Origin of the sequence: Rhodanobacter sp. DHG33 (assembly GCF_014843005.1) — a bacterium.
GTDB lineage: Bacteria > Pseudomonadota > Gammaproteobacteria > Xanthomonadales > Rhodanobacteraceae > Rhodanobacter_A.
This window is the reverse complement of the sequence record NZ_JACYXM010000001.1, coordinates 263,815-288,471: the sequence shown is the minus strand read 5'-3', so window position 1 is coordinate 288,471 and position 24,657 is coordinate 263,815. Positions and strand designations below refer to the sequence as shown.

13 protein-coding genes and 1 riboswitch are annotated in these 24,657 nt (G+C 68.3%); of the genes, 10 read left to right on the top strand and 3 right to left on the bottom strand.

The genetic code is table 11. The features are described 5' to 3' along the window. The first annotated feature begins 76 nt into the window (after positions 1-76). From IHE46_RS01195 to IHE46_RS01155, 9 genes are read left to right on the top strand one after another with little or no spacing between them, the layout of a single operon-like run. Positions 77-1,330 (top strand): HlyD family efflux transporter periplasmic adaptor subunit, encoded by a 1,254-nt coding sequence (locus IHE46_RS01195; RefSeq protein ID WP_192162725.1) that lies wholly within the window; start codon positions 77-79, stop codon positions 1,328-1,330. A gap of 59 nt (positions 1,331-1,389) precedes the next feature. After that, positions 1,390-2,154 (top strand): ABC transporter ATP-binding protein, encoded by a 765-nt coding sequence (locus IHE46_RS01190; RefSeq protein ID WP_192162723.1) that lies wholly within the window; start codon positions 1,390-1,392, stop codon positions 2,152-2,154. Further along, the gene (locus IHE46_RS01185) at positions 2,151-4,568 is read left to right on the top strand and encodes an ABC transporter permease (RefSeq protein ID WP_192162714.1); all 2,418 of its coding nucleotides are present in this window, start codon (positions 2,151-2,153) and stop codon (positions 4,566-4,568) included. Before IHE46_RS01190 ends, IHE46_RS01185 begins: the two co-directional genes overlap by 4 nt. A 4-nt stretch (positions 4,569-4,572) precedes the next feature. Beyond that, positions 4,573-7,026, top strand: coding sequence for an ABC transporter permease (locus IHE46_RS01180; RefSeq protein ID WP_192162712.1), 2,454 nt, complete (start codon positions 4,573-4,575; stop codon positions 7,024-7,026). Positions 7,027-7,050: 24 nt separating this feature from the next. Next, positions 7,051-9,474 (top strand): ABC transporter permease, encoded by a 2,424-nt coding sequence (locus IHE46_RS01175; RefSeq protein ID WP_192162710.1) that lies wholly within the window; start codon positions 7,051-7,053, stop codon positions 9,472-9,474. 23 nt (positions 9,475-9,497) lie between these two features. Further along, complete coding sequence (locus IHE46_RS01170) at positions 9,498-11,954, top strand: ABC transporter permease (RefSeq protein WP_192162708.1); 2,457 nt, start codon at positions 9,498-9,500, stop codon at positions 11,952-11,954. Between the two features lies 1 nt (position 11,955). After that, on the top strand, positions 11,956-14,373 hold the full coding sequence (locus IHE46_RS01165) for an ADOP family duplicated permease (RefSeq protein WP_192162706.1): 2,418 nt from the start codon (positions 11,956-11,958) through the stop codon (positions 14,371-14,373). A gap of 28 nt (positions 14,374-14,401) precedes the next feature. Further along, a complete protein-coding gene (locus IHE46_RS01160) occupies positions 14,402-15,793 on the top strand; it encodes a sigma-54 dependent transcriptional regulator (RefSeq protein ID WP_225562710.1) in 1,392 nt (463 codons plus the stop codon). 25 nt (positions 15,794-15,818) lie between these two features. Further along, positions 15,819-17,135, top strand: a complete 1,317-nt coding sequence (locus IHE46_RS01155) for an ATP-binding protein (protein ID WP_192162702.1) — start codon at positions 15,819-15,821, stop codon at positions 17,133-17,135. A 9-nt stretch (positions 17,136-17,144) separates the two neighbouring features. Here IHE46_RS01155 and IHE46_RS01150 read toward each other — a convergent pair whose 3' ends face one another. Further along, entirely contained in the window at positions 17,145-19,007 is a 1,863-nt protein-coding gene (locus IHE46_RS01150) for an ATP-binding cassette domain-containing protein (RefSeq protein WP_192162700.1), read from the bottom strand. 189 nt (positions 19,008-19,196) lie between these two features. Between IHE46_RS01150 and IHE46_RS01145 the strand changes: the two genes are divergently transcribed. Continuing rightward, positions 19,197-20,333 carry a D-alanyl-D-alanine carboxypeptidase family protein gene (locus IHE46_RS01145; RefSeq protein WP_343229970.1) on the top strand — a complete coding sequence of 379 codons (1,137 nt, stop codon included), beginning with the start codon at positions 19,197-19,199 and terminating at the stop codon, positions 20,331-20,333. Between the two features lie 107 nt (positions 20,334-20,440). On the opposite strand, the gene metK is transcribed toward IHE46_RS01145, so the two are convergent. Further along, entirely contained in the window at positions 20,441-21,640 is a 1,200-nt protein-coding gene (metK, locus tag IHE46_RS01140) for a methionine adenosyltransferase (RefSeq protein WP_192162691.1), read from the bottom strand. Positions 21,641-21,804: 164 nt separating this feature from the next. Then, positions 21,805-24,102: a 5-methyltetrahydropteroyltriglutamate--homocysteine S-methyltransferase gene (metE, locus tag IHE46_RS01135; protein WP_192162689.1), complete on the bottom strand. Its 2,298-nt coding sequence runs from the start codon at positions 24,100-24,102 to the stop codon at positions 21,805-21,807. Positions 24,103-24,293: 191 nt separating this feature from the next. Continuing rightward, a riboswitch (cobalamin riboswitch) is annotated at positions 24,294-24,517 on the bottom strand. Between the last annotated feature and the right edge of the window lie 140 nt (positions 24,518-24,657).

The window sequence follows — 24,657 nt, the reverse complement described above, 5'->3', positions numbered from 1 at the left end:
ACACGGACTGCGGCCTTGATCTGCAAGGCTTTTTTGCGTGGCCGCCGGTTGGCACGCCGCTTGCCATGTACCGTGCATGGATATCGCAAACCCGATGTATGGCATCCGCAAGCGCCGCCGCCTGCGCCTCATGGTGGGCGGCGGCGCCCTGGCCGTGGCCGTGCTGGCCGTGCTGGTCTGGCGGCTGGGCCCGGCGCTCCCCGTGGCGGACCGCGGCAGTCTGTGGATCGACGCCGTACAGCAGGGCGACATGCTGCGCGAAGTGCGCGCCACCGGCACGCTCGCGCCGCGCGAGATCCGCTGGCTGGCCGCGTCCACGCAGGCGCAGGTGGAAAAGATCCTCGTGTGGCCGGGTGCGCAGGTGCAGCCGGACACCGTGCTGATGCAGCTCAGCGACCCGCAAACCGAGGACGCGCTGCGCAACGCGCAGGCCCAAGTGGCCGCGGCGCAGGCCGATGTCGCGGCCAAGCGCGCCGAGCTCGAATCGCAGTTGCTCGACCAGCGTTCCGCGTACGCGCAGGCGCAGTCCGATTACGCCTCTGCCAAGGTCAAGGCGGACACCGACACCATCGCGATACAGCAGCACCTGATCCCCCAGGTGGAGTACGCGCAGGGCCAGATCGCGCTGAAGCAGCTGCACGAACGCATGGACATCGAGCAGCAGCGCGTGGCCGCGTTCGCCGCCAGCATGAAGGCGCAGCTCGACGCGGTGCAGGCTGCGCTGATGCAACAGCAGAGCAACCTGCAACTGCGCCAGCGCCAAGCCGATGCCCTCCAGGTGAAAGCCGGCATCGCCGGCGTGCTGCAGGAAGTGGCGGTGCAGGAAGGCGCGCAGGTGGCCGCCGGTGCCAATCTCGCGCGCGTGGCCAAGCCCGACGTGCTGATCGCGCGCCTGCAGGTGCCCGAGGTGCAGGCCAAGGACGTGGCGATAGGCATGCCGGTGAGCGTGGATACGCACAACGGCCTGATCGACGGCAAGGTGGAGCGCATCGATCCGGCCGTACGCAACGGCAGCGTGCAGGTGGACGTGGTGCTCACCGGCAAGCTGCCGCCCGGCGCGCGGCCCGACCTCTCCGTGGACGGACGCATCCTGATCGCGCAACTGCACGACGTGCTCTCGGTAGGCCGCCCGGCGCTGGCCCAGGCCGATGCCGACCTCAGCCTGTTCCGCCTCGATCCCAATGGCGACACTGCGACACGCGTGCCGGTGCGCATCGGCGCGGCTTCGGTGGATCGCGTGCAGATAGTGCGCGGCCTCAAGACGGGCGATCGCGTGATCCTTTCCGATGCCAGCCAGTGGGACAAATACGACCGCATCAAGTTGAAGTAAGCGCGACACGACGTCCTCCCTGCACGCAGGGAGACCCGCACAACCCGATGGACATGCCCATGACCCACCCCGCCAACGTCATCACCCTCGACGGCCTCCGCAAGGTATTCCAGACCGACGAAGTGGAAACCCACGCGCTCAGCGACGTGCACCTCACCGTGGCGCGGGGCGAATACGTCTCCATCTCCGGGCCATCCGGCTGCGGCAAGACCACGCTGCTGTCCATCCTCGGCCTGCTCGACACCGCCAGCGGCGGCAGCTACGTGTTGAACGGCCACGACGTCGCCGGGCTCAACGCCGCGCAGCGCGCGCGCATCCGCAACGCGGAGATCGGCTTCATCTTCCAGGCGTTCAACCTGATCGGCGACCTTACCGTGCAGGAGAACGTGGAGCTGCCGCTCACCTACCGCGGCGGCATCGACGCCGTCGAACGCCGCGCGCGCGTGCAGGAAGCGCTCGAACGCGTGGGCATGGCGCACCGCATGCGCCACTATCCCGCGCAGCTTTCCGGCGGCCAGCAGCAGCGCGTGGCGGTGGCGCGCGCACTGGTCGGCAGGCCCGCGCTCCTGCTCGCCGACGAACCCACCGGCAACCTCGACTCGCGCAACGGCGAGGCGGTGATGGCCCTGCTCGACGAGCTGCACAAGGGCGGCGCCACCATCTGCATGGTCACCCATGACGCGCGCTACGCCGAACTCGCCCAGCGCAAGGTGCGCCTGTTCGACGGCCGCGTGGTGGACGAGGAAACCTTCGACCGCCTGCGCCGCGAAGACGAGTCGCGCCTCGATGCACTGATCGGTCAGCGCATCGAGGCCGGTGTATGAACATATGGCTCGCCGAGATCTGGCAGGCCTGGCGGGCCAGTCTGCGCCGGCCAGGCTTCCTCTTGCTGGCGAGCGGCGTATTGGCGCTGGGCATCGGCGCCAGCGTGGCGGTGTTCGCACTGATCGACCAGGTGCTGCTGAAACCGCTGCCGTATCCGCAACCCGCGCAACTGGCGAACGTGGGTCGCGACACCACGGACCGGCAGATTTCGCCGCTGCAGTATCAGCAGCTTCCGACGCTTCCCGGGATCGCTTCCGTGGGCCTGCTCGAGGCCAGTCTGACGCCGGCCAACGTCACCAGCGATGGTCAGCCGGAACAGGTCGAGGCGCTGGATGTGGACCGGGGCTTACTGCCGACGCTGGGCGTTCGCCTGGCGCTGGGACGGAATTTCGATGCCGGCGAGGACAGCCCGCACGGATCGAAGGCGGTGATTCTTTCGTACGGCTTCTGGCAGCACCGCTACGGCGGCGACGTCAACGTGGTCGGCCGCAGCCTGCCGCTGGAAGGCAGCTCGTACACCATCGTCGGCGTACTGCCGGCCAGCTTCGACTTGCTGGGTGGCCCGGATTTGCTGTTGCCGGCGGCACTGCCCGCCCAGTCGCGTGATGACGGCACCAATTATCTCGCGGTGGTGCGGATGTCACCGGGTACCAGCCTCGGCATGCTGAGTGCCGAGTTCGCGACGCGCGTGCATGCGATGTACGCCGCCATCGGCGGCAAGCAGGGCGAGGCGGGCGTGCACACGCAGTACAACGCCGTCGAACTGCGTTCGGGCCTGCGAGGCGAATCGGGCCGCGTGCTGTCCATGTTTATGGTCAGTGCCTTGTTCGTGCTGCTGATCGCCCTGGTCAATCTCGTCAATCTGATGGTCTTGCGGGCGCTGGCGCGCGCCCATGATGCCGCCGTGCGCGCGGCCCTGGGGGCGCCGACCATGCGCCTTGCGTGGCCGGCGCTGGCGGAGGGTGTGCTGGTCGGGCTTGTCGGTGCCGTGGCCGGCATGGGCCTAGCCGGCCTGGGGCTGCATGCCTTGCACGGATTCATGCCGGCGGAGTGGCAGGCGGATGCCGTGCATGCGACCGGTTGGCTGCCGTGGATCGTGGCATTGGCGATCGGTTTGACCGGCGCATTGCTGTCGGCAGTGCTGGGCCTGTGGCGTGGCCGTGCGGCCACCACCGTCGACGAACTGCGTGAGGGCGGACGCAACGGCATCGGCCAGCACAGCGGCCTTCTGGGCAAGACACTGGTGGTGGCGCAGGTGACCCTGGCCACGACACTGTTGTGCGGAGCGGGACTGTTTCTGCATGCCTTGCGCGATGCGGCGCGGACACCGCTGGGCTTTTCCACGCAGGGTGTGCTGACCTTCGAGCTTGCGCCGATCAAGACGGCCTATCCGGACGTACCCTCGGTGCAGCAGCTGACCCAGCGCGTGCTGGATCGCCTGCGCGCGGAGCCGGGCGTCGCGGATGTCGCGGCCACCACCAATCTGCCGATCGGCGACCAGCTCAACATGCCGGTGCGCGCGCCCGGTGGCCAGGCCGATGCCGTGCAGTTCCGGGGCGTGAGTCCCGGCTACTTTGCCGCTTTCGACATTCCATTGCGCAGCGGGCGCGGCTTCGAGCGGTCCGACGGCGCGGGCAGCGAAGCGGTGGCCGTGGTCAACGAGGCCTATGCACGCACCTATCTCGGCGGCAAGGCCTTGGGCAAGACGCTGGAAGTGGTGTTCGGCACCACCGGCAATCCCACGGTGCGCGTCGTCGGAGTCGTGGCCGACACGCGCCAGTTCGGTCCGCTGCAGTCCGCTCCGGCGATCGTCTACGTGCCGCTGGCCCAGGTGCCCGACACCGTCATGGGCCTGATCCGCGATTTCATCCCGCTGCGCTTCGCGCTGCGTACGCACGGCAACCCCGGTGACTACCGCAACGCCGTGCACACGATACTGGCCGAGATCGCGCCCCAGCAGCCGATCGCCAACTTGCGCAACCTCGCGGACATCGCCCGCGGAACGACCGAACCCGTGCGCCTGGATCTGCTGCTGGTCGGCCTGTTCGCGCTCATGGCCCTGCTGCTGGCCGCGGCCGGCATGTACGCCGTGATGGCGGTGGCCGTAGCCGCGCGACGGCGCGAGTTCGGCGTGCGCCTGGCGCTGGGAGCGGCGCCGTTGCAGCTGGGGCGCCTGGTGATGCGCACGGGGTTGTTGCAAGTGTCGATGGGCCTGCTCCTCGGCGTGGGCGTGGGCTGGTTGCTGACGGACTGGTTGCGAGGCGTCGTGGCATCGGTGGCGGAGATTCGCTTCGAGCCGCTGATCGTCGCCTGGGTGTGCGTGACGCTTGCCGCCGCGGGCCTCATTGCCTGCCTGCTGCCGGCATTGCGCGCGACACGCGTGGTACCGATGCAAGCGTTGCGGGGGGAGTAGGGACATGACGATTTTTCTTGCCGAGATCTGGCAGGCATGGCGGGCTACCGTGCGCCGGCCAGGTTTTTTGCTGTTGGCGGCGGCCGTGCTGGCGCTGGGCGTGGGTTCGGCCAGTGCCGTGTTCACCCTGGTCGACGGCGTGCTGCTGCGACCCATGCCCTATCCCGAGCCGCACCGACTGGTTGCGCTAGGCAAGGTCGAGCAAGGCAATGTGGTGGGCGTGTCGCCGCAGCAATACCAGCAACTGGCCGATCTGCCGGGAGTGAATTCGCTGGGCATCTTTAAGGGAGAAACAACCGCCACGAACGTGTCTGGCGACGGCGAGCCGGTGCAGGTGCCGGCGCAGGCAATCGACCACAACCTTCTCCCCACGCTGCGCGTGCAGCCCGTGCTGGGTCGCAACTTCAGCGCGCAGGAAGACCAGCCGAACGGGCCGCCAGTGGTGCTGATCTATCACGGTTTCTGGCTGCGCCGCTTCGGTGGCAATCCCGCCGTGATCGGCAAGACGATGCAGGTGGAAGGCATCGCGCACACCATCGTCGGCGTGTTGCCGGCGGGTTTCGATCTCGGTCAGGCATCCATCGCGTTGCCCACGGCATTTCGCGCAAGCACGCCCGAGGACTCCAACGATTACACCGCGGTGGCGCGTCTGGAGCCTGGCTTTACCCGCGAGGGGTTGGCTGCACAAGTGCAGACGCGTCTGCATGCCTTTTATGTCGCGCAAGGTCGCCACGTATATGCCGGTGATTACTGGCTGCGCGCGCATTTCGGTACGCAGGATTTCGGTGCGGAAGAACACCATGGGTTGCGCGCAATCTCGTTGATGTGGCTGGCCAGTGCAGCACTGCTGCTGGTGATCGCACTGGTCAACCTCACCAACCTGATGATGCTGCGCGCGATTGGGCGTACCCATGATGCCTCCGTGCGCGGTGCGCTCGGCGCTTCGCCGTGGCGCGTGGCGCTGCCTTCGATGGCGGAGGGCGTGTTGGTCGGCCTGCTCGGCGTGCTGTTCGGGCAGGCTTTGGCAGCCATGGGCCTGGCGGCGATACGCATATGGATGCCGGCCGACTGGATGGTGGTGGAGTGGACGCGCCCCGGCGGCTTGAGTCTCGGCTGGCCGGCGTGGGCGCTGGCCATTGCGGTCGGCCTATTCGGCGCGCTGGTCGCCACCTTTCTGGGCCTGTGGCGCGGCCATGCCGCCCTGTCGGCAGACAGCCTGCGCGAAGGCGGCCGCAGCGGATTCAGCCGGCGCAGCGGGCTGCTGGGTCGCCTCCTGGTGATCGCTCAGGTGGCGCTGGCATCGTTGCTGTTGTGCGCGGCTGGTGTGTTCCTGCGCACCTTGCTCGACAACGCGAAGATCGACCTGGGCTTCGATGCGCGCGGCGTGCTCACCTTCGAACTCGCACCGGTCAAGGCGACCTATCCCGATGCCGCTTCCGTGCAGGTCTTGTCGCAGAGATTGGTCGAACGCCTGCGCCGGATTCCCGGCGTGAGCCAGGCGGCGATGGGCACCAATCTGCCGGCGGGCGATTTCAGCGGTCAGTGGCGCATGAACATGCACGCCCCGGGCGGCGAGGATTTCAACGCCCAGCTCCATGCGGCCGATCCGGGTTTCTTCGGGGTGTTCGGCATACGCCTGCTGCAAGGCCGCCTGTTCGCCGATACCGATGTGCGGGGCGGCGAAGCCGTGGCCATCGTCAACCAGAAATTCGCCGACCAGCACTACCACGGCCGCGCGCTGGGCCAGATCATCCAACGCGGTTCGGGTGCGGACATGCTCTCAGCGCGCATCGTGGGCGTGGTGGCCAGTACCTACCAGTTCGGCCCGGAAGATCCGGACGCGGCGACGCCCATCCTCTATCTGCCGCTGGCACAGATGCCGGACGACATATTGCGCGCCTTCCGCACGTACGAGCCTTTGCGCTTCGCTATCAAGGTGCAAGGCGACCCCGACGGTTACCGCGATGCGGTGAAGAAGGCGGTAGCCGAAGTGGCGCCCGACCAGCCGATCAACCACGTGTACAGCATGGCCTGGATCGTGCACGACATCACCACCGACACGGAATTCGACCTCATGCTGGTCGGCCTGCTGGGCGGGCTGGCCCTGCTGCTGGCCGGTGTGGGCATGTATGCGGTGATGGCAGTGGCGGTCGCCGCGCGTGAGCGCGAGTTCGGCGTGCGCGCTGCGCTGGGCGCGTCGCCGCGCCGCCTGTTGCTGCTGGTGTTGCGTGGAGGTCTGCTGCAGATCGTGCTGGGTCTCGCCGCCGGTGTGGTGCTGGGCGCGGCGGGCTCGGGCGTGCTGCGTGCGGTGGTGGTGCAGCTGGGGCGCAGCGTGTTCGATCCCTGGGCCTTACTCGCCGCCTGCATAGTGCTTGCATGTGCCGGCGTGCTGGCCTGTCTGGTGCCGGCGATGCGGGCCGGACGCACGGCGCCGATGCACGCCTTGCGCGGGGAATGAAGCGATGGAAAGGGGCGTTCGGGCATGAACATTTGGCTCGTTGAGATCTGGCATGCATGGCGGGCCATGCTGCGGCGCCCCGGCTTCCTCCTGCTGGCGAGCGGGGTGCTGGCGCTGGGCATCGGTGCCAGCGTGGCGGTGGCCACGTTGATCGATCAGGTGTTGATGCAGCCGTTGCCGCTTCCCGACGCATCGCGGGTGATGGTGGTCGGCCCCGTGTTCGACGGGCAGCGCGTTGTGTCGCCGCTGCAGTATCAGCACCTGATGCCGCTCGAGCACATCGAGTCGACCGGTGCGACGCTGTTTTCCAAGCCCAACGTCAACATCACCGGCGGCAGCCGGCCCACGGTCGTGTCGGCCGCCTATATCGACCGGGGCATGTTGCCGACTCTGGGCCTGCATCCGCTGCTCGGGCGCAATTTCACGGCACAGGAGGATGCGCCGAACGGACCGCATGCGGTCATGCTCGGCTACGGGTTCTGGCAACGCCGTTACGGCGGCAATCCCGAGGTGCTGGGGCAGGCGCTGGATGTCGAAGGCGTCGGCTATACCGTCGTCGGCATCTTGCCGAAGTCTTTCGACAGCCTCGCCTTCAGTGGCGACGTGGCGCTGCCGCTGGCGCTTCCGCCGCACAGCACGGTCGACGGTCTCAACGATATCGCGCTGGTGCGACTCGACTCGGGCGCGCACCGGCAAGCCATGGCGGCGGAGATGGATGCGCACCTGCACGCCATGTATGCCGCACTGGGCTCCAAGTATGTGGAGAACTGGAAAGAAGCGCGGTTCGGCGCGCAGCCGATCGCGGCGTGGCAGCACGCGAATGCGCATGCCACCTTGATGCTGTTCATGGCCTGCGCATTGTTCGTGCTGCTGACCGCCCTGGTGAACCTGGTCAACCTCATGCTGCTGCGCTCGCTGTCGCAGGCCCACGACAGCGCGGTGCGCGACGCCTTGGGCGCATCGCGGTCGCGGCTGGTGCTGCCGGCGCTGGCGGAAGGCCTGCTCGTCGGCATCGTCGGCGCGCTGGTCGGTACGACGCTGGCGTGGACCGGGCTTCACGCGCTGCAAGGCGCAGTATCGGCGGATTGGCTGCCCGGCGCCGGCATCCGCATGCCGGTGTGGATGGGGCTGGCGGCAACCGTTGCTGCGGCGGCCGTTGCCGTATCCGCCGCGGCATTCGGCGTCTGGCGCAGCCAGGCGACGGTGGCGGGCGAAACGCTGCGCGAAGGCGGGCGCAGCGGACTCGACCGGCGCAGCGGACGGCTTGGTCGCGCGCTGGTCGTGGCGCAGATGTTCCTGGCCACCGTGCTGTTGTGCGGCAGCGGACTGCTGCTGCACGGCCTGTACAAGGCGTCGCAGACGCCGCTCGGGTTTTCGAGCGCGAACATGCTTGCCTTCGATCTGGCGCCGGTGCGGGCGGATTACCCCGATGCGCAATCGGTGAATGCCCTCTCCGAGCGACTGGTTCGTGGATTGGAAGCGATCCCCGGCGTGACCACCGCCACGGTCACCACCAATCTGCCGACGGGTCCCGGGCATGCGTTCAACACGAACGTGCGCAGCCACGGCAGCGAGCGTGTGGACATGGATTACTTCGGTGTCGGCCCCGAGTATTTCGGCCTGTTCGACATTGCCGTCTTGCGCGGGCGTGCCTTCACGCGCGACGACGTGCGTGGCGGCGAGCAGGTAGCGATCGTCAATCGCGCCCTCGCCCTGCGGATGTACGGCGGCCATGCGCTGGGCGAGCGCATCCAGGAGGACGACGGACGGTCGGCGCGCATCGTCGGGGTCGTCGCCGATACGCGCCAGTCCGGTCCGCTGCAGCCGGCCCCTGGCATCGTCTACGTGCCGCTGGCGCAGATCCCGGATGGCGACCTCGACTTCATTCGCTACTTCATGCCGATGCGCGTCGTCCTGCGCGGTCATGGCGACCCCGGCCAGTGGGGCGCCGCGGCGCGCGCGGCGGTGGCGCAGATTGCGCCCGGCCAGCCGGTCTCCGGCTTCAGCAGCATGGATGAGATCGTGCGCTCGACCACGGCGGACACGCACCGGACCCTATTGCTGGTCGGCGTGTTCGCCACGCTGGCGCTGCTGCTGGCGATGGCCGGCATGTACGCGGTGATGGCCGTGGCGGTGGCGGCGCGCGAACGCGAGTTCGGCGTGCGGACGGCCTTGGGTGCCGTGCCGGCACGCCTGATGTGGCAAGTGCTGCGCAACGGGATGGCGCAGATCGCAGTCGGCTTGATGGTCGGTATCGCCATCGTGCTCGGCATTTCGCGGTTGCTGGGACAGCTTCTGCTGTCGCTGGCGGGACGCGGCAATACCTTCGATCCGGTGGCGTTGGGCGGCGCCTGCGCGGTACTCGCCATCGCGGGCCTGTTCGCCTGCCTGCTGCCGGCCCTGCGCGCATCGCGCGTGGCGCCGATGCGCGCCTTGCGTGGGGAATGAAACGATGGAAAAGGGATTCGTGCATGAACATCTGGCTCGTTGAGATCTGGCGCGCGTGGCGCGCCATGCTCCGACGCCCCGGCTACCTGACGTTGGCCGTCGGCGTGCTGGCGCTGGGCATCGGCGCCAGCGTGGCGGTGTTCGCCCTGGTCAATGCGATGCTGCTGCAGCCGCTGGCGTATCCGCGCGCGTCCGAACTGGTGCAGGTGGGACAGGAAAAGTACGGTGTCGCCTATTGGATATCGCCCAGCGAATACCAGCATCTGCTGCCGCTGCAGGGTGTGCGGTCGCTGGGCCTGATCGAGGCGGATGCGCTGTCCGTCAACATCGCCGGTGATGGCACGCCCGAGCTGGTGCCGGCCATTCATGCCGATCGCGGCTACCTGCCGACGCTCGAAGTCGAACCGGTCCTCGGCCGCAATTTCACCGCGGACGAGGATCGCCCGAACGGCCCGAAGGCAGTGATGCTGAGTCACGGTTTCTGGTTGCGTCGCTATGGCGGCGATGCCCGCGTCATCGGCCGTGTCCTGTCGATCGAGGGCGTGTCGCATGCCATCGTCGGCGTGCTGCCGGAGGGCATCGACCTCAAGCAGGGCGACCTCGTATTGCCCACCGCTTTTGCCGTCGGCAGCACGGATGACGACAGCAACAACTACCGGGCGATCGCCCGGCTCGCGCCCGGGGCGACGGCGGCAGCGGTCGGCGCCGAGGCGGACACGCGTCTGCACGCGGTGTTCGCGGCGAAGCACGATGCCGGCAGCGAATACATGAAAGGCCTGCGGTTCCGCGCCGACGATCTCAGGATCGCGATGCGGATCAGGGCGCGGCCAGTGCTGATGATGTTCCTGGCGAGTGCGTCACTCGTGCTGCTGATCGCGTGGGTGAACCTCGCCAACCTGATGCTGCTGCGCACCTTGTCGCACAGCCACGATGCGGCGGTACGCGGCGCACTGGGCGCGTCATGGGGGCGGCAGGTATCGCCGATGCTGTCGGAGGGCGTATTGGTCGGTCTCGGCGGGACGCTGCTGGGCATCGCCCTGGGCTGGCTGGGACTGAATCTGCTGAGCGGATTGATACCTCCGGAATGGCTGGCGGGCAGCCAGCTGCGTTTCACCGCCTCGACCGCGGCGGTGGCGTTATGCCTGGGCATGGCGGGTGCGTTGCTGGCGGTGGCGCTGGGGCTTTGGCGCGGCTTGTCGGCCCTGTCGGTGGAAGATCTTCGGGAAGGCGGACGTGGTAGCGCGGGACGCCGCGACGGTCCGTTGGGGCGCGTGCTGGTGATGGCGCAGGTGGCGCTGGCCGCGACCCTGCTGTGTGCGGCGGGACTGTTCCTGCATGCGCTGTACGACGCCGCGCACGCTACGCTGGGGTTCTCCAGCAGAGGCGTGCTCACCTTCGAGCTGGCGCCGGTCAGGGCCGACTATCCCGATGCCGCTTCGTTGCAGCGACTCACGCGGCAACTGCAGGACCGGCTGCGTGCGCAGTCCGGCGTCGAGCGCGTCGCGGTCGGCACGGGCCTGCCCATGGGCGACAGGACGCAGAATTTCTACTTCGGTTTCGTCCATGCGCCCGGCAATGAGCCGTTGCGCGCGAATTCCCCGCAGCTGCGCAGCGTCGACACGGACTATTTCGCGACCTTCGGCATCACTCCGCGCGAGGGGCGCGCCTTCCAGAACACGGACGTCAAAGGTGGCGAGGCCGTGGCCATCGTCAACCGCACGCTGGCGCAGCGACTGTATGGAGGGCATGCGCTGGGCCAGACCATCGATATCGGCACCACCGAGAAGAGCGTCGGGGTGAGCCCGTACTCCGCGCGCATCGTGGGCATCGTCGACGACATCAGCCCGTTCGGGCCTCTGGGTGACCGGGACGGCATCCTGTATCTGTCGATGCAGCAGGTGCCGGACGATCTCGCCGGTCTGATGCGCAGCTACCTACCATTGCGGTTCGCGCTGCGCGTGCACGGCGATCCGGACGGCTATCGTGCAGCCGTCGCTGCCGCTGTCGCCGAAGTGGCCCCCGACCAGCCGATTGCCCGCATGCGCAGCATGCAGAGCATCGTCAGCAGCACCACGGATGCCACGCGCATGGATCTGTTGCTGATCGGAATCTTTGCGGCGCTCGCGCTGGCACTGGCCGCTGCGGGCATCTACGCGGTGATATCGGTGGCAGTGACGCTGCGCGAGCGCGAATTCGGCGTACGGCTGGCGCTGGGCGCATCGCCGTCGCGGCTGGTGCGCAGCGTCTTGCGCGGCGCGTTGCTGCAGATCGTCGTGGGCCTGGGCATGGGGCTGGGCATCGCCTTCGTTCTCGCGGGCGTGCTGCGTGCCGTGCTGGTGCAGATGCAGCGCAGCGTGTTCGATCCGGCGGTCCTGCTGATGGTCTGCGTGCTGCTGGTGGCGGTCGGCCTGCTGGCCTGCCTGTGGCCGGCGTTGCGCGCATCGCGCGTGGCGCCGATGTGTGCCTTGAGGGGGGAGTGAGATGATCGTGCGCGAATTCCGCGGAGCGTGGCGCCGGCTGATGCGGCGGCCGGGTTATGCCTTGCTGTCGGTGGCCATGCTGGGCGTCGGACTGGGCGTGGTGCTGTTCCTGTTCGGCCTGGTCAACACGATGATCCTGCGGCCGCTGCCGTTTCCGCAGGCGGACCGATTGATTGCGGTCGGCGAACAACCGTCCAACGGCTACGGCATCGGCACCATCGACAGCGACCAGTACCTGCAGCTGCAGGGGCATCTGCGCAGCGTGGAGATGCTCGGGGCGTATGCCCAAACCGGATTCAATCTGGATAGCGGCGACGGCGCGAACTTTGCGCGCGGCACCCGACTCACCGCCTCGATGATGCAGTTGCTTGGCGTGGAGCCCATCCTCGGCCGCGGTTTCATCGCTTCCGACGAAGTGCCGGGCGCTGCTCCTGTGGTGCTGCTGGGCGAGACGCTGTGGCGGCAAGACTTCCATGCCGACCCGCATATCGTGGGGCATGTGGTGCAGGTGAACGGCGAGCCGGCCACGGTGATCGGCGTGCTTTCCGCGGATTTCGGTTTCCCGCAGGCCAGCCAGTTGTGGATGCCGCTGCAGCTGAGGCAGGGCCAACATCTTTACATCTCCGGTGTCGCCAGGCTGGCGCCGGGCTTCGAGTTGTCGCAGGCAGGTGCGGAACTTGCCGCGCGCGGAGACGCGATGCAGCTCGCGTTGCCGATGGATCAGCGCGGGCTGCCGTTGACGGTCAGGCCGTTGTCGGTAAGTTTCGTCCCTGAGGATATGCGTGGCTGGGTCTGGCTGATGTTCGGCGCCACCGGTCTGGTATTGCTGCTGGCCTGCGTCAATGTGGCGAACCTGCAACTGGTGCAGACCCTGAACCGGCGTCGCGAACTGGCCTTGCGCAGCGCGCTCGGCGGCGGCCGCTGGCGCCTGATGGTCGGCGTGCTGGTGGAAAGTCTGCTGCTCAGCGTGGCGGCATTGGCGGTGGCCGTGCCGATCATGCAGTTCGGCAATCGCTGGCTGATCGGCGTGTTCGTCGCCAGCGACGATCCGCCGAACATGTTTTTTCGCTTCGGCATCGATGGCCGGGTGCTGTTGTTCGGTTTCGGCGTGGGCATACTCTGCACCGCCCTGGCCGGACTGGTTTCTGCTTGGCGCGCTGCGCGCGCCGACCTGCAGGATGCGCTGCGCGACGGCAGCAAGGGTTCCGGCAGCGGTTTCGCCCAGGTGGCGAAGGTGCTGGTGGTCGCGGAAGTGGTGCTCACCGTGGTGCTGCTGGTAGGCGCAGGCATGTTCGTGCGGGCGCTGGGCGGACTGATGGCGGAGCGCTCGATCGGCGCCACGCACGCCGCGCAGGTGCTCACCGCGGATGTGGCGTTGCCACCGGCGCGATACACCGACGATGCGCAGCGCATCCGTTTCCTGGATACCGTGGTCGAGCGTTTGCGCAGCGATCCTGCGGTGATCGACGCGTCCGCCTCGGACACCATTCCAAGCGCCCAACTCGGCAGCCACGAGGACGTGTCCCTGCCGGGCCAGCCGCAGCCATCGGACGGCTGGCCGCGGGTGCAGATGGGCATCGTCGATCCGCACTTTCTCGCCACCTACGGCGTGCGTCTGCGCGCGGGGCGTTTCTTCGATGCGCGGGACCGTGCAGACAACGCACCGGTGGCCGTGGTCGATGCCAAGCTGGCCGAGGCGATGTGGCCGCACGGCGATGCGCTGGGCCGCAAATTGGTGTTGTGGCCGGGCCGCACGCGGACCCTCACGCTGACCGTCGTCGGCGTGATCGAGCCGCTGCAGCTGGACAGTGCGCTGGAAAGGCCGCTGCCCGGACTGCTGCTCCCGCTGGAGCAGGCGGCGACCCAGGGGCCGCTGCGTCGCCGCATGGGACTGGCGGTGCGCACGCATGCCGACGCGGAAACCTATGTGCGGCAACTGACCGCGGCGGTGCGAGAGGTGGATCCGCAGGCGGCCGTGCATGCGATGTACAGCCAGGCGAAGGCGATGGCGATCACGCGCGTCAAGCTGCAGGTGATGACCGAAGTCTTTGCGGCGCTGGGGCTGGTGGCATTGCTGCTGGCCGGCGCAGGGCTGTATGGCGTGCTGGCGTTCTCGGTGGCGCAGCGCACGCGCGAGATCGGCATCCGTCGCGCGATCGGCGCCGGGCACGGCGCCATCGTGCGTACGGTGGCGCGGCAACTGGCATGGCAGCTCGGTCTCGGGCTGGGCATCGGCCTGCTGCTGGCCGTGCCGTGGTCGGGCGTGCTGGCCGACCCGGGCCTGCACACGCGCGCGCATGATCCGGCGGTGTTCGTGCCGGTGCTGCTGCTGGTGATCGGCGTCTCCGCATTCGCCGCACTGGTGCCGCTGCTGCGCGCGCTGCGCGTCGATCCCGCGGTCGCGCTGCGCTACGAGTGACCCTTACACTGCACGGATGAACGAACGCATGGCGCGCGAATCGAATCCCACCGTCCTGATCGCCGACGACCAGGCTGACGTGCGCGAGGCCTTGCGCCTGCTGCTGAAGGCCGAGGGCATCGCCAGCGTCGGCGTGGCCGATCCGGCGGCGGCGCTGGAGGCGGTGCGCAAGCGCGAGTTCGCCTGCGCACTGATCGACTGCAACTACTCGCGCGACACCACGTCGGGCGAGGAAGGCTTGCACCTGCTGGAACACCTGCGCCAGCTTTCGCCCGAATTGCCGGTGGTGACGATGACGGCATGGGGCAACGTGCCGCTCACGGTGGAGGCGATGCGCCGCGGCGCCGCCGATTTCATCGAGAAGCCGTGGGACAACACGCGCCTCGTCAGCGTGCTGCGCGCACAGATCGCATTGGCCGAGGGCGCGCGCAGGCAGCGCCGGCTGGAGGCGGAGAACGCGCTGCTGCGTGGCGAGACGGGCGAGGATTTCATCGCCGAGTCGCCGGCCATGCGCCGCGTGGTGGCGCTGGTCGAGCGCGTCGCATCCAGCGACGCCAACGTGCTGGTGCTGGGCGAGAACGGCACTGGCAAGGGCGTGATCGCGCAGCTGCTGCACCAGCGCTCGCCGCGTGCGGCGCGCTCGCTGGTCAAGGTGAACATGGGCGGCATCGCGGAGAGCGTGTTCGAGTCGGAAATGTTCGGCCATGTGCGCGGCGCCTACACCGACGCCAAGAGCGAGCGCATCGGCCGCTTCGAACTGGCCGACGGCGGCACGCTGTTCCTCGACGAAGTGGGCAACGTACCGGCTTCGCAGCAGCCGAAGCTGCTGCGCGTGCTGGAGGACGGCGAATTCGAGCGCCTGGGTTCATCGCGCACGCAGAAGACGGACGTGCGGCTGGTCTCGGCCACCAATGCGGACCTGGTCGCCGAGGTGGCCGCGGGCCGCTTCCGCAAGGACCTGCTCTATCGCCTCAATACGCTGGAAGTGCGCTTGCCGCCGCTGCGCGATCGCGTGGAGGACATCCTGCCGCTAGCGCGCGCCTTTCTCGCCAGCAACGCGCAGCGGTACGGACGCGACGGGCTGCGGCTGGCGCCCTCGGCCGAGCGCGCGCTGACGGCATGGCGCTGGCCCGGCAACGTACGCGAACTGCAGCATTTGATGGAGCGCGCCGCGCTGCTCGCCGAGCATGCCGAGGTGGGCGCGGCGGCGCTGGCTTTCGGCGAGGCCGCCGCACCGCTCTCGACGGATCTCGACGGCATGACGCTGGAGCAGGCCGAGGCGCATCTGGTGCAGCGTGCGCTGGAGCGTTTCGACGGCAACCTGCAGCGTGCCGCCGACGCACTGGGCATCACGCGGCAGTCGCTGTACCGGCGCCTGGACAAGCACGACCTGCGCGACGCCGCCGTCGATGCCGACTGAGCCATCCCTGCAGCGCGCCGGCCGCATGCCTCGCTTCGAGCGGCGCGTGCTGCTCGGCGGCCTGCTGGTGGCGACGCCCACGTTGCTCGCCTCGATGGCGCTCGCCTGGATGCCTCTGGACGAGCCATTGCGCTGGGCGTGCGTGGCCATTGCGGTTGTCGCCACGTTGCTGCTCGCGCGCTGGCAGTACCGCCGCGTGGTGTTCCCGCTGTATACGCTGTCCGGACTGCTGGAGGCCCTGCGCCAGGGCGATTACAGCCTGCGCGGCGTGCAGGGCGGCGTGCTGGGCGACGCGATCTACGACATCAACGCGCTGGCCGAGCGGCTGCAGCGCGAACGGCTGGAGTTCGAGGAATCCTCCTACCTGCTGGGCAAGACACTGGCGGCACTGGACAGTGCGGTGTTCGTGTTCGACGAAGGCCAACGACTGCGTTTGCTCAACCCGGCGGCGCAGCGCCTGCTGGATGCCGAGCGCCATCGCCTGTTCGGCCTCAGCGCGGCGGAACTCGGTCTGGCCTCGTTGCTGGAAGGACCATCGGCGCGCCTGCTCCGGCATGTGTTTCCCGGGCGCAGCGGTCGCTTCGAGATCCGCCATGCGGCATTGCGCAGCGGCGGCCGTGGCGGCCAGCTGCTGGTGATCAACGACGTGGGCCGCGTGCTGCGCGAAGAAGAACGCGTGGCGTGGCAGCGCCTGTTGCGCGTGCTGGGCCACGAGGTCAACAACTCGCTGGCGCCGATCCAGTCGATGGCCGGTACCCTGGCCACGCTGGCCGCGCGCGATCCCTTGCCCGAGGACTGGCGCGAGGATTTTCGCGGCGGCCTGGAGCTGATCGGCCACCGCGCCGAGGCGCTGGGGCGTTTCCTCTCCAGCTACAGCAAGCTGGCGCGCCTGCCGCCGCCGCAGCCGCGCGCGGTGGAGCTGTCCGCATTGCTGGCCAAGCTGGCGAAGCTGGAACAGCGCGTGACGGTAGCCGTGGAGGCTGGCGAGCCATTGACGGTAACGGCCGATCCCGACCAGCTCGAACAGGCGCTGATCAATCTCGTGCGCAATGCGGTGGAGGCTTCGCTGCCGGATGGCGGCGTGCGGTTGCGCTGGCGTCGCGACGGGGAGCGCGCCGTGATCGAAGTGGAAGACGACGGCCCCGGGCCGCCGCCCAGCGACAACCTGTTCGTGCCGTTCTTCACCACCAAGCCCGGCGGCTCCGGCATCGGCCTAGCGCTGGCGCGGCAGATCGCCGAGGCGCACGAGGGCGGCGTGGCCCTGGTGGCGCGCGAGGGTGCGCACGGCGCTTTGGCGCGGCTGTGGCTGCCGAGCCACGCCGCGGCAGGGGAGAAGGGATAGGCTGCGCGCTCAGCCGTCCAGTTCGGTCCAGCGCGCGTAGGCGCTTTCCAGCTCCTGCTGCAGCTTCGCCAGCGCCTCGTTCGCCTTGACGATGGCGGCGCTGTCCTGCTGGAAGAACGACGGATCGTTCATCGCTTCGCCGCGTGCGGCGATGTCGGCTTCGAGCTGCTCGATGCGCGCGGGCAACTGCTCCAGTTCGCGCTGGTCCTTGTAGCTCAGTTTGCGCTTGGCTTCCGCTGCGGGAGCGGATACAGCTGCCTGGCTTTTCGCGGACGGAGCGGGGACAGGTGTGCTTGCCGCAGGCCGCTGCCGCAGCCAGTCGCTGTACCCGCCCACGTATTCGCCGACCCCGCCTTCGCCCTCCAGCACCAGCGTGCTCGACACCACATTGTCGAGGAAGGCGCGGTCGTGCGAGACCAGCAGCAGGGTGCCCTGGTAGCCGGCGAGCAGTTCCTCCAGCAGTTCCAGCGTTTCCACGTCGAGGTCGTTGGTGGGTTCGTCCATCACCAGCAGGTTGGACGGCTGCGCGAACAGCTTGGCCAGCAGCAGGCGGTTGCGTTCGCCGCCGGAGAGTCGGGTGATCGGCGCGCGGGCGCGTTCCGGCGAGAACAGGAAGTCCTGCAGGTAGCCGATGATGTGTTTGCGCTGACCGTCGAGTTCGATGTACTCGCGGCCCTCGGCCACGTTGTCCAGTGCGTTCTGCGTGTCGTCCAGCTGCAGGCGGTGCTGGTCGAAATAGGCAACCTGGATGCCGGTGCCCAGCGTGGCGCTGCCACGCTGGGGCTTGAGTTCGCCCAGCATGATTTTCAGCAGCGTGCTCTTGCCCGCGCCGTTGGGGCCGATGATGCCCACGCGGTCGCCGCGCAGGATGGTGGTGCTCAGGTCGTCGATCAACACACGGCCGCCGTAGCTCTGGTGCACGTGCTCGAGATCGATCACCTTCTTGCCGGAAGCCTGCGCGCTGGCGGCGGTCATCTTCACCTTGCCGGACAGTTCGCGGCGCTCCGCGCGTTCCACGCGCAGGGCTTTCAGCGCGCGCACGCGGCCTTCGTTGCGCGTGCGGCGGGCCTTGATACCCTGGCGGATCCACACTTCTTCCTGCGCCAGCTTCTTGTCGAACAGCGCGTTGGCCTGCGCCTCGGCGTGCAGGCGTTCTTCGCGGCGGCGCAGGTAGTTGTCGTAATCGCCGGGCCAGTCGGTGAGCTGGCCGCGGTCGATCTCCACGATGCGCGTGGCCAGCGCCTGCAGAAAGCTGCGGTCGTGGGTGACGAACAGCAGGCTGCCCTCGAAGGATTTCAGGAAACCTTCCAGCCAGCCGATGGCTTCGATGTCGAGATGGTTGGTCGGCTCGTCCAGCAGCAGCACGTCGGGTTTGCGCACCAGCGCCTGCGCCAGCAGCACGCGGCGCTTCATGCCGCCGGAGAGCGCGGCGAAGTCGGTGTCGGCGGGCAGTTCCAGCCGGGTCAGCACTTCGGTGACGCGACGGTCGAGGTCCCAGCCGTGGCGCGCCTCGATCTGCGCCTGCACTTCGCCCAGCGCATCCAGGTCGCCTTCGTGCAGCAGATGGTGATACCGCGCCAGCAGCTGGCCGAGGTCGCCCAGCCCTTGCGCCACCACGTCGAACACGCTGCCGGCGGTGCCCTGCGGCACCTCCTGCGCCATGCGCGCGATGACGATGCCGTTCTGCACGCGCACTTCGCCGTCGTCGGCCTTCAGTTCGCCGGCGATCAGCTTCATCAGGGTGGATTTGCCTTCGCCGTTGCGGCCGACGATGCACACGCGCTCGTTGCGGTCGATGGACAGATCGACGTGTTCGAGCAGGAGGGGGCCGCCGATGCTGAAATCGACGTGATGGAGTTGTATCAGGGACATAGACCTATTCTAGCTGGCCCGGGCCGACGGGCGCGCTGCGTACCGTCGCGAATGGGTCTGGACAATCCTTTGTGGAACATGGATTTAACGAATTAATTTCAAGTCTTGCCTCTGGATTTCACCGACTCCTTGCGTTATGGTCGCGACCACGCGCGGTAATGTTGCGGTTTGTTTGCGAGGAATAGTCGGGTGGCCATCGAATCGACGGGGCTGGGGCGGATGCTGGGGCATCTGCGCGCGATGCTGATGCTGGTGCTGCTCTGCGGCCTCGGCAGCTTTGCGTGCGCGGCGCATGCCGGCTATGCCGCCATCGTCGTCGACGGCAGCACCGGCCAGATCGTGCAGCAGGTCAACGCCGACCAGCGCGACTACCCCGCCTCGCTGACCAAGATGATGACGCTCTACATCACCTTCCAGGAGTTGAAGAGCGGCAAGCTGGGCCTGGACCAGAACATGCCGGTGTCCAGCTGGGCGGCGAACAAGTCGCCCACCAAGCTGGGCCTGCGCGCCGGACAGAGCATCTCGGTGCAGGACTGCATCCTCGGCATGATCACCAAGTCGGCCAACGACGCCGCCACCGTGATGGCCGAAGGCATCGGCGGCAACGAGGGCCACTTCGCCGACATGATGAATGCGCAGGCCGCGCTGCTCGGCATGACCGACACGCACTTCGCCAACGCCTCCGGCCTGCCCGATCCGAACAACACCTCCACCGCGCACGACCTGGTGAAGCTGGCGATGGCGCTGTACCGCGACTTCCCGCAGTACGCGCATTTCTTCGCCACCCAGGAGTTCGTGTTCCGCGGTCACATCGTGCGCGGCCACAACAACCTGATGTACCGCTATCCCGGCATGGACGGGCTGAAGACCGGCTTCACCGATGCCTCCGGCTTCAACCTCGCCTCCACCGCCACGCGCGACGACCATCGTCTGTTCGCCGTGGTGCTGGGCAGCCGCACCGCCGGCGGCCGCGACGCCCTGATGGCGCGCCTGCTGGACGACAGTTTCGACGGCCGCCAGACCCCGGCGCTCCTGGTTGCCCAGGCCGGCGGCGTGCGCGCCGGCAGCCGTGCCGCGCGCCTGCTCCAGGCGATCTCGCCGATCGAGACCGCCGACGCGGATACCGTGCCGGCTTCGCAGCGCCACGTGCCGGTCCGCTCGTCGCATGGCGCCAAGAAGTCCACCGTGATGGCCGCGCGCGGCGGCCGCCGGGTCACCGCGCATCATGCGCGCCATCGCGCGGCGCCGCGCCTCGCGGCGCGTCATTCGCGGACGGCGAAGAAGGCGGCCGTGATGGTCGCTTCGCGCAACGATGCGGACGACTGAGCGGGTCTGACGCGATTGCGATTGCCCGCGTCAATCCGGGCAGTGCCATCAAATAAAAAAACGGGCCGCGCGAGCGGCCCGTTTTTGTTGGTGCCGACGGACGTCGGTTACTTCAGCTTGGCGTCCGCGCGCAGCAGGTCGGCCTTGTCGGTCTTTTCCCACGAGAACGCGGTGAACTTGCTGCCGTCGGCGGCCTTCACCTCGTAGGGGCTGCGGCCGAAGTGGCCGTAGCTGGCGGTCTGCTGGTACATCGGGTGGATCAGATCCAGCATCTTGAGGATGCCGTACGGGCGCAGGTCGAAGTGCTTGCGGATCAGCTTCTCGATCTTGTCGTCGCTGATCTTGCCGGTACCGAAGGTGGTCACCGAGATCGAGGTCGGCTCGGCCACGCCGATGGCGTAGCTCACCTGCACCTCGCAGCGGTCGGCGATGCCGGCGGCCACGATGTTCTTGGCCACGTAGCGCGCGGCGTAGGCGGCGGAACGGTCCACCTTCGACGGATCCTTGCCCGAGAACGCACCGCCGCCGTGGCGGGCCCAGCCGCCGTAGGTGTCGACGATGATCTTGCGGCCGGTGAGGCCGCAGTCGCCCACCGGTCCGCCGATGACGAACTTGCCGGTCGGGTTGATGTGGAACTTGGTGCCCTTGTGCAGCAGCTTGGCCGGCAGCACGGGCTTGAGGATCTCCTCGCGCACGGCTTCGATCAGGTGCTTCTGCTTCACGTCCGGATCGTGCTGGGTGCTGAGCACCACGGCATCGATGGCGGTGGCCACGCCGTTCTCGTAGCGCAGGGTGACCTGGCTCTTGGCGTCCGGGCGCAGCCACGGCAGCGGCGAGTTCTTCTTCTTGCGGACCTTGGCCTGCTGCTCGACCAGGCGGTGCGAGTAGTGGATCGCCGCCGGCATGTAGTCCTTGGTTTCGTTGGTGGCGTAGCCGAACATCAGGCCCTGGTCGCCGGCGCCCTGTTCCTCGGGCTTCTTGCGGTCCACGCCCTGGTTGATGTCGGGCGACTGCTTGCCGATCAGGTTCAGCACGCCGCAGGTGGCGCCGTCGAAGCCGACTTCGCTGGAGTCGTAGCCGATGTCCAGGATCACCTTGCGGGTGATCGCCTCGAGGTCGATCCAGGCGCTGGTGGTGATTTCGCCAGCGACGATGGCCACGCCCGTCTTGACCATGGTTTCGCAGGCCACGCGGGCGCGCGGATCCTGCGCGAGGATCGCGTCGAGCACGGCGTCGGAGATCTGGTCGGCGACCTTGTCCGGATGGCCCTCGGAGACCGATTCGGAAGTGAACAGATGGCTGGACATCAGGTTTATATCCTCGTGTACGGATAAAGAGATAAAAAGGTGCGGCATGATACACCGCCACCCCCTGTTTTGCAGCCCGGAGGATTCTGGCGGGGCGGAGGTTAGGCGGGTGTTCAGCCGTCTGGACGGCTGCGGCCCCGGCACGAGACCGGGGCCGCGCCGGTTCAGGCGGCGGCCGTGGCGGCCAGTTCCGCGCGCAGTTGCCGGGCGCACGCCACCATGCCGCGCAGCGCGGGTTCGGTTTCCTTCCAGCCGCGGGTCTTCAGGCCGCAATCCGGATTCACCCACAGCTGGCCGGCGTCCAGCACCTCCAGCGCCTTGCGCAGCAGGGCCAGCATCTCCTCCTGCGTCGGCACGCGCGGCGAGTGGATGTCGTACACGCCGGGGCCGATGCCGTTGGGGTAGCGGAAGCGCACGAAGGCATCCAGCAGTTCCATCCGCGAGCGGCTGGTCTCGATCGAGATCACGTCGGCGTCCATCGCGGCCACCGCCTCGATGATGTCGTTGAACTCCGAGTAGCACATATGGGTGTGGATCTGCGTGGCGTCGCGCACGCCGCCGGCCGTGATGCGGAAGCATTCCACCGCCCAGGCGAGATAGGCCGGCCAGTCGGCGCGGCGCAGCGGCAGGCCTTCGCGCAGCGCGGGTTCGTCGATCTGGATCGCGCGGATGCCGGCGGCTTCCAGGTCGTGCACCTCGTCGCGCAATGCCAGCGCGATCTGCCGGCACACCGTCTCGCGCGGCAGGTCGTCGCGCACGAACGACCACTGCAGCATCGTGACGGGGCCGGTGAGCATGCCCTTCATCGGCCTGTCGGTGAGCGACTGCGCGAACGCCGACCAGTACACCGTCATCGGCGCGGGTCTGGCGACATCGCCCCAGATCACCGGCGGCTTCACGCAGCGGGAGCCGTAGCTCTGCACCCAGCCGAGCCTGGTGAACAGGTAGCCGTCGAGCTGCTCGCCGAAGTACTCCACCATGTCGTTGCGCTCGGGCTCGCCGTGCACCAGCACGTCCAGGCCGACCTCCTCCTGGAAGCGCACCACGCGTTCGATCTCGGCCTCGAGCCGGTCCTCGTAGGCCTTGTCGGCCAGCTTGCCGGCGCGATGCGCGGCGCGGGCCTGGCGCAGCTCGTCGGTCTGCGGGAAGGAGCCGATCGTGGTGGTGGGCAGCGCCGGCAGCGCGAGCACTTCGTCCTGCGCGATGCGGCGCGTGGCATGGGCCGATCGGCGCAAGGCCGTCTGCGGGCTGAGTGCGTGCAGGCGGCTGCGCACGGCCGGGTTCAGCACGCCGGCCTGCTGGGACTGCCGGTCGAGCAGGGTCTGTTGCGCATGCAGCGCCGCTTCCGCTTCGGCGTGGCCGGCCAGCGCTTCGGCATAGACATGCAGCTCTTCCAGTTTCTGCTTGGCGAACGCCATCGAAATGCGGCGTGCCTCGGGCAAGGCCGTTTCGGCATCCAGGTCGATCGGTACGTGCAGCAGCGAGCAGGACGGCGCGAGCCACAGCCGCTCGCCACCAAGGCGCGCGTGCGCCTTGCGCAGCAGCGGAAGCACCTGCCCCGGGCGGCTGCGCCACACGTTGCGGCCGTCGACCACGCCTGCACTGAGCACGCGTCCTTCGGGCAGTGCATCGAGCACGGCATCGAGCTGCTGCGGCGCGCGCACCAGGTCGATGTGCAGGCCGTCCACCGGCAGGCCGGCGGCCAGCGCGAGGTTGTCGCCCAGCGCACCGAAATAGCTGGCGAGCAGGATCCTGGGTCCGTTCGCCGTGGCCAGCGCCGCGTAGGCCTTGCGGTAGGCGGCGTGATCGTCGGCGTCCTGGTCGAGCACCAGGCAGGGTTCGTCGAGCTGCACCCATTCCGCACCGGCTTCGGCAAGTCTGCGCAGCAGCTCGGCGTAGGCGGGCAGCAGGGCATCGAGCAGGGCGAGCCGGTCGCTGCCGTCCACGGTCTTGGACAACAGCAGGAACGACACGGGACCCAGCAGCACCGGCCGCGCCGCGTGGCCCAGCGCCTGCGTCTCGCGGAACTCCGCCAACGGCTTGTCGCCGACCAGGGCGAAGCGCTGGCCGGCATGCAGCTCCGGTACGAGATAGTGGTAGTTGGTGTCGAACCACTTGGTCATTTCCAGCGCATGCAGGTCGTGGCCGTCGCGGCGGTGGCCGCGGGCCATCGCGAAATAGCCGTCCAGACGGCTACCCGCGAAAAGCGGCCGGTAGCGGTCCGGGATGGCGTCGAACAGCACGGCGGTGTCGAGCACGTGGTCGTACAGGCTGAAGTCGTTGCAGGGCACGACGTCGGCGCCGGCGTCGCGCGCCAGCCGCCAGTGCCGCGCGCGCAGTTCGCGGGCGGTGTCGAGCAGGGCCTCGGCGGGCGTTTCGCCGCGCCAGTGCGCTTCGAGCGCGCGTTTCAGTTCCCGCTTCAGACCGATGCGCGGAAAGCCGGGGTGGGTAACGAGTGACATGGATGATTCCTCTTGCGGGTAGGGGCAAAGAGGAACGAAGGAGGCGCAGCGATTGCCGCACCGTTGACCTTCGCCCCCGCGGGCGAACCGGCTCACGCGGGCGCGACGCAGCCGCCGCAGTGCCTGCGGCGGGCGCGGCGCTCCCCGCGGAGAGCCAGGCCGATGGAAGTCCGCACGCACGCTTTCGCGTGACGCGCAGGCTTCGCCGGGGCAGGTCTTCGGGCTCGTGGACGAGGCCGGCAAATACGCCGACCGCCTACTGTCCGCCGCTTCCCGGGCGTAGGGGCCCAGTGCTGGTGGCGAAGGTCGTTTCCACATACCGCTGCGGGGCAGCGCCGGATTCGCACCGGCTTCCCTTTTAATTTCATCTCCGCATTCGAATGAAGAGATGAAAACCTCGGCGCTGCGCAAGTTACGCCGCGCAGGGGCATCCGTCAATGGGCAGATGGCCGTCCAAACGCCATGGGCGATCCGGCGGCCCGGGGCTGTCACGCTGCTGACGCAGCAGCGCAACGCAGCCGTCCCGGTAACCGCGGAATCTTGCGGCAGGCCAAG

Excerpts from the sequence above, each read along its gene's own strand:
- IHE46_RS01195 (WP_192162725.1), top strand. The coding sequence starts at position 77 with ATGGATATCGCAAACCCGATGTATGGCATCCGCAAGCGCCGCCGCCTG.
- IHE46_RS01190 (WP_192162723.1), top strand. The coding sequence starts at position 1,390 with ATGACCCACCCCGCCAACGTCATCACCCTCGACGGCCTCCGCAAGGTA.
- IHE46_RS01185 (WP_192162714.1), top strand. The coding sequence starts at position 2,151 with ATGAACATATGGCTCGCCGAGATCTGGCAGGCCTGGCGGGCCAGTCTG.
- IHE46_RS01180 (WP_192162712.1), top strand. The coding sequence starts at position 4,573 with ATGACGATTTTTCTTGCCGAGATCTGGCAGGCATGGCGGGCTACCGTG.
- IHE46_RS01175 (WP_192162710.1), top strand. The coding sequence starts at position 7,051 with ATGAACATTTGGCTCGTTGAGATCTGGCATGCATGGCGGGCCATGCTG.
- IHE46_RS01170 (WP_192162708.1), top strand. The coding sequence starts at position 9,498 with ATGAACATCTGGCTCGTTGAGATCTGGCGCGCGTGGCGCGCCATGCTC.
- IHE46_RS01165 (WP_192162706.1), top strand. The coding sequence starts at position 11,956 with ATGATCGTGCGCGAATTCCGCGGAGCGTGGCGCCGGCTGATGCGGCGG.
- IHE46_RS01160 (WP_225562710.1), top strand. The coding sequence starts at position 14,402 with ATGGCGCGCGAATCGAATCCCACCGTCCTGATCGCCGACGACCAGGCT.
- IHE46_RS01155 (WP_192162702.1), top strand. The coding sequence starts at position 15,819 with ATGCCTCGCTTCGAGCGGCGCGTGCTGCTCGGCGGCCTGCTGGTGGCG.
- IHE46_RS01150 (WP_192162700.1), bottom strand. The coding sequence starts at position 19,007 with ATGTCCCTGATACAACTCCATCACGTCGATTTCAGCATCGGCGGCCCC.
- metK (WP_192162691.1), bottom strand. The coding sequence starts at position 21,640 with ATGTCCAGCCATCTGTTCACTTCCGAATCGGTCTCCGAGGGCCATCCG.
- metE (WP_192162689.1), bottom strand. The coding sequence starts at position 24,102 with ATGTCACTCGTTACCCACCCCGGCTTTCCGCGCATCGGTCTGAAGCGG.